At 55.7% G+C, this 11,945-nt stretch carries 11 protein-coding genes and 2 pseudogenes; 7 read left to right on the top strand and 6 right to left on the bottom strand.

All coding sequences use genetic code 11. From position 1 onward, the window contains the following. The 3 genes from J2Y56_RS19055 to J2Y56_RS19045 form a co-directional block, all read right to left on the bottom strand. Entirely contained in the window at window positions 1–537 is a 537-nt protein-coding gene (locus J2Y56_RS19055; RefSeq protein ID WP_310351997.1) for an AlpA family transcriptional regulator, read from the bottom strand. 626 nt (window positions 538–1,163) lie between these two features. Beyond that, a complete protein-coding gene (locus J2Y56_RS19050; protein WP_310335366.1) occupies window positions 1,164–2,624 on the bottom strand; it encodes a tyrosine-type recombinase/integrase in 1,461 nt (486 codons plus the stop codon). Window positions 2,625–2,979: 355 nt separating this feature from the next. Continuing rightward, window positions 2,980–3,339 (bottom strand): DUF6124 family protein, encoded by a 360-nt coding sequence (locus J2Y56_RS19045; protein ID WP_310351995.1) that lies wholly within the window; start codon window positions 3,337–3,339, stop codon window positions 2,980–2,982. A 479-nt stretch (window positions 3,340–3,818) separates the two neighbouring features. Here J2Y56_RS19045 and J2Y56_RS19040 point away from each other — a divergent pair, with 479 nt between their 5' ends. Both J2Y56_RS19040 and J2Y56_RS19035 read left to right on the top strand, forming a co-directional pair. Beyond that, window positions 3,819–5,279: an MFS transporter gene (locus J2Y56_RS19040; RefSeq protein ID WP_310351993.1), complete on the top strand. Its 1,461-nt coding sequence runs from the start codon at window positions 3,819–3,821 to the stop codon at window positions 5,277–5,279. A gap of 104 nt (window positions 5,280–5,383) precedes the next feature. Further along, window positions 5,384–5,620, top strand: a complete 237-nt coding sequence (locus J2Y56_RS19035) for a hypothetical protein (RefSeq protein WP_310351990.1) — start codon at window positions 5,384–5,386, stop codon at window positions 5,618–5,620. A gap of 33 nt (window positions 5,621–5,653) precedes the next feature. Here J2Y56_RS19035 and J2Y56_RS19030 read toward each other — a convergent pair whose 3' ends face one another. After that, a complete protein-coding gene (locus J2Y56_RS19030; RefSeq protein ID WP_310351987.1) occupies window positions 5,654–6,847 on the bottom strand; it encodes a GAF domain-containing sensor histidine kinase in 1,194 nt (397 codons plus the stop codon). Between the two features lie 273 nt (window positions 6,848–7,120). On the opposite strand from J2Y56_RS19030, the gene J2Y56_RS19025 reads away from it, so the two are divergent. The 4 genes from J2Y56_RS19025 (at window position 7,121) to J2Y56_RS19010 (ending at window position 9,970) form a co-directional block, all read left to right on the top strand. Further along, window positions 7,121–7,822: a glycosyltransferase gene (locus J2Y56_RS19025; RefSeq protein ID WP_310339296.1), complete on the top strand. Its 702-nt coding sequence runs from the start codon at window positions 7,121–7,123 to the stop codon at window positions 7,820–7,822. 225 nt (window positions 7,823–8,047) lie between these two features. Next, entirely contained in the window at window positions 8,048–9,187 is a 1,140-nt protein-coding gene (locus J2Y56_RS19020; RefSeq protein WP_310351983.1) for a glutathione-independent formaldehyde dehydrogenase, read from the top strand. Between the two features lie 93 nt (window positions 9,188–9,280). Next, window positions 9,281–9,514 carry a hypothetical protein gene (locus tag J2Y56_RS19015; protein ID WP_310339290.1) on the top strand — a complete coding sequence of 78 codons (234 nt, stop codon included), beginning with the start codon at window positions 9,281–9,283 and terminating at the stop codon, window positions 9,512–9,514. Continuing rightward, window positions 9,515–9,970, top strand: a complete 456-nt coding sequence (locus J2Y56_RS19010; RefSeq protein ID WP_310339287.1) for a DNA methylase — start codon at window positions 9,515–9,517, stop codon at window positions 9,968–9,970. 36 nt (window positions 9,971–10,006) lie between these two features. On the opposite strand, the pseudogene J2Y56_RS19005 reads toward J2Y56_RS19010, so the two are convergent. Beyond that, window positions 10,007–10,127: pseudogene (locus tag J2Y56_RS19005) on the bottom strand (cytochrome B); the annotation flags it as partial. A gap of 146 nt (window positions 10,128–10,273) precedes the next feature. Beyond that, window positions 10,274–10,387: pseudogene (locus tag J2Y56_RS19000) on the bottom strand (ubiquinol oxidase subunit II); the annotation flags it as partial. Window positions 10,388–11,196: 809 nt separating this feature from the next. On the opposite strand from J2Y56_RS19000, the gene J2Y56_RS18995 reads away from it, so the two are divergent. After that, complete coding sequence (locus tag J2Y56_RS18995; protein WP_150779280.1) at window positions 11,197–11,811, top strand: LysE family translocator; 615 nt, start codon at window positions 11,197–11,199, stop codon at window positions 11,809–11,811. Window positions 11,812–11,945 lie beyond the last annotated feature (134 nt).

Genomic DNA, 11,945 nt, shown 5'->3' with positions numbered 1-11,945 from the left:
TCAGCCCTCCAGTTGTTGCGCAACGAACTCATCAATTAGCCGAGAGTCCCAGCCGACCGCCCTCAAACTGATGCGCTTCGCTTTCGGAAATTTCCCCTCGGCCATCAGGTTGTAGATGTGGGCGCGCCCGAAGCCCACGGTAGCCATCACTTCAGGTAGGCGCAGGATGCGACGGGGGTTGGTGGTTGATGAGGATGGGGCGGGATCATCCGTCACGGGCGCGCCTCCCTGAACAATCGGCACGCTGCTGAAAATCCCCCCTAGGCCGATCACGATATGCTGAGCATCGCCTTTCAAGGTGAGGCCGGCCCCCGCATCAAGGATCACATGTGCTCCTTCCTTGAGGTGCACCTGCTGGCCCGCCTCGACCACAACGGTTTGTGCGACACGAGTATGACTGCTGCTGGCAACCTGCAAATAGTCGTTGACCTTAAGCTCGACTTTGCGGTCGCCGCCTACGGTGCGCTGCTCTTCAGCCTCCAGTACCGCGACACTGCTGCCCTTGATGGTTTTCCTGCTTTTGTTGCCGACGTCCATAGCAAACTCCTTGGCACTGAGTGGTGCTCTATAGAGGGTTCGCTATGTATTCAATGCCACATATTGGGATTTGACGACGTACAAAATTGGGGGGGATTTCGTGTTACTCGTCTGAGGATCGTTGGGTGAGTCTCGGGGCAAGCCGTTGTAGACGCATGGATATATCGGAAATTGGCCCAAAAGCGACGGCAAGGAGCATGGGGATTTGTGCCATCACGGCACGCTTTTCCAAGTGGCTCGGGCTGTATCCTCGCTGTCTACCAACTTGTTCACGCGCAGTTTCATACGACTCGCCTTGGCTGTGGAGTGTCTCAACCTCAAGCACAGCCGCTTCGAGGTTAGTGTCGCTCCTCAAGTCATGAAGCTTTTTTCGAGGCCGGCCGGGTTTTCCTGGCTCTAGCACTCTTCTGACCGCCTCCAAGGCCCATTGGATGTCCTCTTCGGTTAGGGTTTTTGCACGGGCGTTCGCAAGGACATTTTCCAACTTGGGACGATGTCTATCTCGCCATTTCTCAAGGCTATTTGGCTCGGACATTTCAAGGCTCCTCGGCTGCTGCTTAAAGCGTAGTAGCTGGCCTTGGAAATGCTTGGATCCGGGCATGCAGGTAGGGGGTGGACTTGAAAGATTAATCGTTACGTGGTAAGGCCCGCTTGATTGGCACCACGTTTTCGGCATCAGTATTGGTCAGGATTTCTAACCGTTCCCCAAGTAAACACCAGGCGTTTCGCTTTTCGTTGGCATAGTCGTGATGCAGATAATGACGGCGTACTTTGGAGCCCCCCATTAGGTGATTTTGACAGCGGTCGATAATATCCAAGGTAACGCCAAGCTCCTGCATCATTGTCGCACCCGTGCGGCGCAAGTCGTGCGGCGTCCATCCACCTTTGGTGCCATGGTTCAACACCAGCGTGTTGTCATGCCGGCGGCCGGATAGTGGCTTGCTACGGTTCTTGAATTTCTCTTGCCGGTCGCCCACACGTTTGGAAATGCTTTTGAGGTCAACATGACCGGTGTTGTTGGTGGCGGGGAACAGGTACGAGGACTCGCCGGTCAGGGCATGCAACTCCTTGAACTGACGCAGTGCGAAGGCGGAAAGAAAGATATGGTGGTCTTGCCGCTTGCCCCGGCGCCCTTTGGTGTTTTCGGCTGGGAGGAGCCACGTGCCATTTTCTAGATCGACGTGTTGCCACTCACCTTTTAATAATTCTCCAATGCGGCAGAGGGTGCTCAGACATATCCACAATGCGAGCTGGGCTTTTCGTTCCAGGGGTCGCACGCCGGAATACTTTTGACCAGCCGGCAGGGCGGCATAGTCGCATTCCATACGCTCGAAAATGTCGCGCAACTCCCTTATTTCATCAGCAGACAGTACCCGGTCGCGCTGTTCCTGATAGTCGTGGTCGAGCAGTTTTTCCACTTCCACCAAGTCAGCGGGGTTGCCGTCCACCATCAAGCCGCGCCATGGCTTCCGCTTTTCCGCCCAGCGCAGCATCTGACCCATGTCATTGTTCAGGATGACCACGCCCCGGTTCAGGCCGCGTGCTCGTAAAGCTCGTAGCACTGTGAGCAAATCCTTCTCTGTCAAATCTCGCAACGCTATCTCGCCAATGAAGGGCAGCACGTTCTTACCGAAGCTGCGCCTCAGCTCTGCATTACCATCCTGTCTGGCTACACCATCTTTTAGCCACTCGTCGAAGAGGTCGGCCACCGTCAAATTCTCAGTGGCCTTGCGTTCGGCCTCAGCAATGACAGCCTCGTTGGCTGCTTGCTCTTTGATCCTGTTCGCCTTCTTCTCGACGGAAGGGTTGATGCCTTCGGCCACTTTCTGGCGTGCCCGGTCGCGTTCGGTACGGATGTTGGCGATCCCGGTGTCAGGGAACGTACCGCACTGATGCCACGCTACCTTCCCATTCCAGCGGAATGCGTATTTAAAGCGGATGCTGATAGAGCCGTCTGCTTTTACGCGTACCTCGCCGGATAGCCCACCTCCGTCGCTGATGGTGTCGCCTTTCCAGTCAGCAGGGATAGCTTGCAGTTCTTTTACTTTCCACTCTCCGCCTTTGCCGGCTTTGGGGTATCTGGTCATGCTGGTCTCAGGGGTAAACAAAGGGGTAAACAGAATCGCCGGCTGTCGGTAGGCATTCATGGATCTTCATAGACGTGAACTATAGTCTGAAGCCCTTTATTTATCTAGGTGTGAGCCATCTTTTGACGTCTCTATTCGTCCACTGAGATCCGTAAAATAATGGCATGGGGTGCTAGGGGTCGAGTGTTCGAATCACTCCGTCCCGACCATATTTTCTGATTAAAATCAGACACTTAAGCCGATCAGGTAGATCGGCTTTTTTGTGTCTGCGCAAAACCCGCGCAAAACTACCCGGTGATTTCACTACGTCCCCCTCTGTGGCGAAGAACCAGTACCCCGCCACAGAGGCCCGCATTTACTCCTTCAACTCAACCTTATCCAACGCCTGATTCACCGCCAATTCCCCCAACATCACCACCTGCGTAATCCCCAGCAGCGTCTTGCGGTGCGAATTCTCCAACAACGCCGCAAAATTACTGAGCATCGTGGTCGCCGAGCCCAGTGATTCGCTGGCGTTGGCCAGCAGGGATTCGGTGTCGTACTTGGGGTTGGCGAGGAACATCGGTTCGGGTTCGTGGGTGCTGGACATGATTTGGGCGCTCGGGTTGAGGTAATGGTCGAGTGCGCGTTCGGCCGCTTCGTGGAAATTTTTGGAATCGAGCGATTCGTAGGGCGATGCCGGATCGGTGTCCGGTGGGTGGGTGTTGGTTTGCACATAGATGAATCCTGTTTCGAATAACAAAGAGGAGCCATCACCCTCGCTACCAAACGATGGGTGGCGACCATGCGTGGGTTGGTAGACCGGTCGAAACAGGAAACCCGGCGCTCACAATGGAGCCCCACGCATGACCACCATAAAGCTGAGTCCCAAAAAAGAGACTGCAAAAGGTGTCGTCATGCGACTGTTTCGAAGCGGGCTACCAAACCCGATCACTGTTTTTCAGTGACCGGAAAACGATATAGCCCACCCCGCAGCCGCACAAGCCGGCGGATTCTGTCTTACCCGTAGGCGATGGCGCAAGGCGTTGTAGCCGTTAGGACGTTACACAGCGTGTCTTTAAACACGCGGCCTGAAACCTGTTTAATCGCATAAAGTCGAGAAGCAATCCACGTAACGAGGGCAGGGGAATTGAACTCCCGTTCCCGGCCCTAACTCCTAACTCTCAAAGCCCTGCACATAACAATGAAGTGGCGATGACCCACCAACAGCTCTATAGCCGCAACCCCGGCGCGATATTCGAAACCGATCTTCCAGCGCGCCTGGACCGCTTGCCGTGGGGCCGTTTTCATTCGCTGCTGGTGGTCGCGCTCGGCATCACCTGGTTGCTCGATGGCCTGGAAGTGACGCTGGCCGGCTCGGTGTCCGGCGCGCTGAAAAACAGCCCTGACCTGCGCATGAGCAACTTCGATATTGGCCTGGCCGGCGGCGTCTACATCGCCGGGGCAGTGGTGGGTGCCTTGGTGTTCGGCTGGCTGACCGATCGGCTGGGGCGGCGCAGGTTGTTCTTCATTACGTTATGGCTGTATGTCGGCGCCACGGCGGCGACGGCGTTTTCCTTTAACCTGGAAAGCTTCCTGCTGTTCCGCTTCCTCACGGGCATGGGCATCGGCGGCGAATACACGGCGATCAATTCGACCATTCAGGAGTTCACTCCGGCACGCTATCGCGGCTGGGTCGACCTGACCATCAACGGCACTTTCTGGTTAGGCGCAGCGCTTGGCGCCGGCGGGGCCATCGTCCTGCTGGACCCGCACGTGGTCGGCGGCGATCTGGGTTGGCGTCTGTGTTTCGGCATCGGCGCAGCGCTGGGGCTGTTGATTCTGGTGATGCGCCTGTGGCTGCCGGAAAGCCCGCGCTGGTTGCTGATCCACGGTCAGCACGATGAGGCGCAACGCATCGTCGAAGACATCGAAGCGCGTCTGCGCGAACAAGGTCATGAACTGCCGGCCGTGACCTGCCAACCGATGCGCCTGCACGCGCGGGACCATACGCCGCTGGCGGAAATCTTCCATACCTTATTCATAAGGTTCAGGCGCAGGGCGCTGGTGGGGATGACGCTGATGGCCGCGCAGGCCTTCTTTTACAACGCGATCTTCTTCACTTACGCGCTGGTGCTCACCGATTTTTACCAGGTGCCGGCCGAGCAGGTCGGTTGGTATGTATTGCCCTTGGCACTGGGCAATTTCTGCGGGCCGCTGCTGTTGGGACGCCTGTTTGACGTGATCGGCCGGCGGGTGATGATCAGCTTCACCTACGCGACGTCCGGGATTTTGCTGGCGCTCAGTGGCTATGCTTTCCAGCAGAGTTGGCTGGATGTGACCCAGCAAGCGGCGGCGTGGATGGTGATCTTCTTTTTCGCGTCGGCAGCAGCCAGCTCGGCCTACCTGACGGTGGCAGAAACCTTCCCACTGGAAATCCGCGCCTTGGCCATCGCTGTGTTTTACGCGTTTGGCACTGGCTTGGGCGGCATCATCGGACCGACGCTGTTTGGCCAACTGATCCAGACCCAGCAGCGCAGCAGTCTGTTGATCGGTTATCTGATAGGCGCCGCGCTAATGTGCGTAGCGGCGGGGGTGCAAGCGGTTTGGGGAGTGGCTGCGGAGCGTCAAGCGTTGGAGCAGGTGGCCAGGCCTTTGTCGCAGGCTGGGGATTGAGGGGCCACACGGAGATTTACAAAGGCGCCAGTCAGCCGGGTTCCACCCGGTTATTGAAGCTTGTCATCAGGCAGCTACTTTTTCCCATCACAAGGATCCCCACCATGCACAAATACCTCCTGGAATACCTGTTCAACGGCGAGCCCCGCACACATCTGTTTGAACTCAAGCAGGCTCAGTTGCCCCTGCATGAAGCGGCGATGCATTTGCTCCAGCTGCATTTCGGGGATGGAGAGAACAGCTTGATCATGCCCACTGCGGACGCGACGCCAGAGCAGATTTTAGAGCAGGCTGAGCGGGTAGGGCTCACCCGGATCAAGGTGGCCGATCAATCGAGCTAATGCCTGTGCAGCGACCAGCAACGCACGAGCCAGTTACGTCCATTTGAAAACAGCAGGAAACCTGGCGATAAAACATGTCCCTGCTTGCGGCGTTGAGGAAACGCTCAAGGTGCCTTTGTGCGCGGTGGCGATTTGCGATGCGATGTAAAGGCCCAGGCCCAGACCTTCGCCACGTTGCCCTGCTTCTGAGCGAGTAAACGGCTCAAACAGCAATGGCATTAGCTCCGAGGGGATTGGCGCGCCCTGGTTGGCAACCGATATCACAAGCTCGTCTTCATCCGTGTAAGCATTGACGCTGATGGGCGTTGCAACTGCTCCATGCGTTACAGCGTTGCCCAGCAGGTTGGATAGCAATTGGCTGATGCGTAAAGCATCGCAATAAATGCCAGGAGGAACCTGCAGGGTGTGAGAAAAAATGGCGTGAGGGTGTGATGCTTGTACTTCATCGAGGGTCAATTGCAGCGTTTTTTCCAGATCGTCGACCAACTGTCTTTTAACTGGAATACCATCGCCCATCCGTCCCCGCGCAAAATCCAACACGTTTTCTATCAGCGCGCCCATACGTGCCGTGCTTTTATGAATCGCAGAAATCAAACCCAGTGAGCGTTTTTCGGTTGTTTTGGTGCCTAACAGATCGGTACTCATTCGGATTGCGTTAAGCGGTGTGCGTAAATCGTGACCCAGTACCGCGATGAATTGCTCGCGCAATCGACCGCTTTCATTGGCATCCACCAGCGCTGCTTTTGTCGCGTCCAGATTGTTTTGCGCGTCGAGACTCATTGCAATCAACTGAGCAAAAAGCGTGAGTGTCTTGGCGATAGCGGGTTCGTCGAGGTTGGCGGGCACCGAATCGATGGCGCACAACGTACCAAAAAAATCACCATTGGCTTTGACGATCGGGATCGAGATATAGCTCTCCAATCCATAGGTTTTAGGGGTGTGATGCTTTGAGAAAATGGGGTGTGCGCTAGCGTGACCGAAGATAACCGGAGTTTTGTGCTGGCGGATTTCATGGCAAATCGTTGACTCCAATACCAACTCCCCGCCGGGTTGCAGCCCAAATTCGATAGAGTCGTCGACTGCGCAAGCCACCCATTTGGTTTCGGTGACGCGCGCGACAGCGGCGAAGCGCATCCCGGTCAGATGTTTGACCATGCTCAGAATGACAGGCACAGCATCGATGCTGCGTATGGCATTAACGTCTGAAGCGATGTCTGGACTCGTCATTGGCCATGGAACCGAAAGAAAGTTTGATCAAAGACTATGCCTGATTCTTCGAGCAGGGTGCATCGTCGATAGGTACGGCCAAATTGTCATCACGGTGGATCAAGGGGAAGTGGAAGAACAGGCGTTTGTAAAAACTTCCCATGCGGCATAAGCAATCCTGTGTTGACCCGTCCCGAGCTCTCATTGTTCAACTGCCATGTTTTTAAAACCTTCTGTTGAAGCGCAGGGTCGATAGCTGGAGACCTCACACTTCACTAGAACGAGAGAACGCCAATGATCGGTGTTGTGATTCCTGCTCATAACGAACAAAGGCACATCACCGCCTGCCTGGCGTCCATCTTGATCGCCGCCAGGCATCCTGGTCTTACAGGCCAACAAGTCTCGGTTCTTGTCGTTCAGGACGATTGCTCGGATAACACCGGTCAATTGGTTGCGGGGCAAGGTGTAGCGAAACTGGACGTGTCTTTTCGGAACGTGGGGAAGGCCAGAGCCACTGGCGCAGAGGCTTTACTCAATGCCGGAGCGCAGTGGCTTGCGTTCACAGATGCCGATACGGTCGTTCCGCACGATTGGCTTGCTCGCCAGATTGAGTTCAAAGCTGATGCGGTATGTGGAACGGTGGAAGTCGATAGCTGGACGGAACATGGTGACCTGGTGCGTTCCAAGTATCTTGAGTTGTACCAGTTCATCGAAAACCATCGCCATATCCACGGAGCCAATCTCGGACTGAGCGCCGAGGCCTACCGGAACGCCGGAGGATTTCAGCATCTTGCCGCACACGAAGACGTCCACCTGATCGCTGATCTTGAGAGGGTGGGCGCTCGTATTGTCTGGACGGCGACGAACCCGGTGGTCACCAGCGCCCGCCGGGATTTCAAGTGTCGCGGCGGGTTTGGCGACTATTTGACCGCCCTCGGCGCTTCACTTGGACTGCCCACACTCAACCCGCCAGTGAGTGCTGGCGTTGCTCCTTGAGTGGCTGCGTATGGCGCAGGAAAGACTTGTTCTACATCGTTCATTCGACGCCCTCGAAAAAGAGAGGCCTGGCGTTGCAAATAATTCAGTATTTTCGACGCGGTATCTGTCGATTTACCGCTCGTCACTCTCCCTCATCAATTGTTTGAACGTACGTTCATTTCTTCCTGACAGATAAGTCTGAGCAGACGAATTTTTCGTTCGTTTTGCTAATGGGAGAACCACATGAAAGCCATCGTTTATAACGGCCCGCGTGACGTGAGCGTGCAAAATGTCCCTGATGCCAAAATAGAAAAACCCACAGACGTTCTGGTTCGAATTACCACGACCAACATCTGCGGTTCAGACCTGCACATGTACGAAGGACGTACATCCATGGAGACAGGACGTGTATTTGGACACGAGAACCTCGGTGAGGTCATCGAGGTCGGCGCGGGCGTCGACCGAGTCAAAGTGGGGGATCGCGTTTGCCTGCCGTTCAACATCGGCTGCGGCTTCTGCGAAAACTGCGAGAAGGGCCTGACCGGTTTTTGCCTGACAACCAACCCCGGTAGCGCAGGAGCTGCTTATGGCTTTGCAGAGATGGGCCCCTATGAAGGTGGCCAAGCTGAATTGCTCCGCGTGCCTTACGCAGACTTCAACTGCCTGGTGTTGCCCGAGGACGCGCAAGAGCGTGAAGACGACTACGTCATGCTCTCCGATATTTTCCCAACGGGTTGGCACGCCACGGAACTTGCCGGTCTTTTGCCAGGTGAAAGCATCGCCATTTATGGGGCCGGCCCGGTCGGCCTGATGGCCGCACACTCGGCAATGATCAAAGGCGCCTCCCAGGTATTCGTGGTCGACAACCAACCTGACCGATTGAAGCTGGCTGCCCAGATGGGCGCCACGCCCATCAACTCGCTGGAGCAGGAAGCGGTGGACCAGATTCTCAACCTGACTCATGGCAAGGGCACGGATCGCGGTTGCGAATGCGTGGGCTATCAGTGCTGCGACCGTCATGGCCACGAAGCCAATCATTTGACCATGAACAACCTCGTCGCATCGACCAAGGCTACCGGTGGGATCGGTGTCGTCGGTGTATTTGTGCCGGAAGACCCGGGTGCCAAAAGTGACCTCGCGAAGCAAGGCAAAATGGCCTTCGACTTTGGCGCTTTCTGGTTCAAGGGGCAGCAGATCCGAACCGGGCAAGCCAACGTCAAAGTCTACAACCGCCGCCTGGCTGAACTCATCCACCACGATCGTGCCAACCCCGCGCAGATCATCTCCCATCGGCTGAAACTGGCTGAAGGGCCTGAAGCCTATAAGCACTTCGACGCCCGTGACAATGGCTGGACGAAAGTTGTGCTCAAACCGGCCGCTTGAAGTTGAAACCCAACGCCTGCGCCGGCTCCGCAAGAGTCGGCGCAGCTCGCTAAGCGTGGTAGCTGTCCACACAACTACAAACGGGTGATCTCAATGAATTGTCTGATCTGTGTCGGTGTCGCGCAGCGCATTGAATGTCAGGGACCTTGGGAAGAGAGGGATTGTCCGGAGTGTGGCCGCTACCGCGTGTCTGACCAACTCATCTTGGCCTTGATTGATCAGGGGCTGATTTTCGATGTGGCAAAAACCAGGGGATGGCTGGATAACCGGCGCAGAGAAGTTGCAATTCCTTCCATTGAGATACACGAAGCGCTACTGGTGAATTGAGTGATTATCAGCGCCAGTGATCTGCAAATAAGCCTCGATGACCCAAACGAAGAGGGCTTGTTCAAGTGGTTGGTCGCCAGCTTTCTGATGGGCAAACGAATTCAAGGAGCGATTGCCGCAAAGGCTTACCAAGTGATCGTCGAAAAACACCAACGTGATACGCCACGAAAACTTGCCCGGTGCACGCATCGCGAACTGGTTGCAATGCTGGGTGAGGCTCATTACGTGCGGTATGACGAGAGCACGGCATCTCGTTTATTGACATTGGCTCATAAGCTCAATAACGAGTACGCGGGAAAGATGCGCAACATTGTGGAGGTGAGTGCTGATCGTCGGGAGTTTGAAAAACGTCTTTTAGCGTTTGATGGGGTTGGTCCAAAGACCGTCGAGATTTTTATGAGGGAGGCGGGGGATGTGATTTTCTGGACACATACGATTTTTGGAGAAATCAGGTGAGACAGCCAGGCACATTAAGGTTTTGTCGTCCAGGTATTAGTGATGGGATAAACCCGCCGCCGCGTGCAGGCCGATAAGCCAGTAACCGGCGCTGCCCCGCAGCTTCGTGCCAATATTTGAACGGCTTGGCCTAGTCAGGATCGATCGCCATCGGCGCCGACGGTTCAGAGCGCCCCAAGTGTAAACTCCATCACCAGCACAGCGGACAACGCCAACATCATCAGCAACACAATAAACAATAGGCACAGCTCAGCGAGCTGCTTGTAAAGGCGTATCGGCCTTTTCGTGATTAGAGCAATTGACTTACTCGTAGTAGCCATCACCAACTCTCCCTTTTCCGCGGAACACGTAATAGCTCTGGAAGGTGTACATCAGGGTCACTAGAAGGATGAACCGCGTGCGGATCAGGGCGAACATCCAGCGTGGCCTTGAATTCGGCCGGCGGATTGGTAAATGCCGAGGGGGGGCGTCGGTGGTGGTGAGCCGAAATCATCCAGCGCCACGGCGCTGGAGGTGGTCAGGGGAATGAGCATCGTACAGGGCGGGCTTGACCAGAGCAGTAAGGCGATAGAGCCACATGGTGGTGTCGCTCGCTTCACTTTTCACCCCTCGCGTCATACCGAATCAGGCAAGCCCCGCCATCTACACAATATCCGGGACGACATCTGTTGCAGGTACCAGGGGTGAAGCAACGACTGAGCCATGCCAACAGGGTGGAGAAAAAAGTTCAAATTGGTTAACAAGTCACTTCTTAGTGTTTCAAGCGAGAGAAGAGTGGGGGAAATACTCCTCACATTAGGTGATAAACGCCCGGTCAGGTGGGTGTAATGCCCCATATATGGAGATCGCAGCGCCCCTGTTTCAGCGACCGCTTTTGCTAGGGGCTGCTTTCACTAAGTCGATGTGGATTTGACTGGTCGAGAAGGGCCGCTTCTGGCCGATTTCTGCCTGTCGCGAAGGGGCGCAGTCGGCCAATTGCGGACACTGGAGGCAGCACACATCCGACCTTATCGCGAAGTATTCCTCGCCTGGCCATAGCGATCCCTGACCGCCTCATCGCCGGGCAGGGCTTACTTAGCATAAAAGGTCACTGTATCGGAGTTTATTGTGGAATCTGTGTCTGACTGTCGGCCCCTTCGCTCGCTAGCATTGATGCTCTCGCGGCGAAAAACGTGATGAAATCTTCAACCAGACGCTGATACCGATCAGCGCTAAGAGGGATCGAAATGTTCGACAGTTCCGCGGTGCTCACTGTTTTCTGGGTTTATCTGGCGGGCGTAGTGGTTCCGGGGCCGAACTTCGTCGCCGTTGTTCACAAGGCAGTAGCCGCGACACGTGCCGAGGCGCTGGCCTTAGTCGCCGGTATAGTGACCGTGAACCTGCTCTGGTCTGGCTGTGCGATCACAGGCCTAGGCCTTGTGTTTGCAGCCTTCCCATGGGCGGTACTGGTTGTGAAGATAATGGGTGCGGCGTACCTGATGTGGTTTGGCGTACGCCTGATCATCAAAGCTGGCAAGCATCCCGCCTTACGGCCTTGCGAGGGCCCGTCTGGCAGCGTCCGGAAATCTTTCTTTCAGGGTGTCGTCACCAACATCGGCAATCCTAAATCCATAGCCTTCTACGCCGCCGTCTTTTCAGCAGCAGCGCCCGCCCACCCCTCGGTCAGCACCTTCGTCTCAATGCTGGCGGTTGTGGTGGTCGTTTCGCTGACCTGGTATGGACTGGTTGCGGTGGCTTTGTCGCAACCAAGGATTTCCTCGGCGTATCAGAAGGCTCGGAAAGTGATTGATCGCCTGTGCGGTAGTCTGATTCTGGGCCTGGGAGTACGACAGCTGACCTGAGTATTGAATCGACCGCGAGACGTGGGGAGACTCCGCTATCGGCCAACAGCGGCCTGTCGATTTGTCTGAGGAAACGCAGACGATCAGTCTCTTGCAGCGCCTTGTTATAAGACTTGGAGTTCGGGGCGGATGTG

It is taken from the genome of Pseudomonas sp. BE134 (assembly GCF_031456105.1).
Taxonomy (GTDB): Bacteria; Pseudomonadota; Gammaproteobacteria; order Pseudomonadales; family Pseudomonadaceae; genus Aquipseudomonas.
Note: the sequence above shows the minus strand (reverse complement) of the source record. Positions and strands in the feature narration are given on the sequence as shown.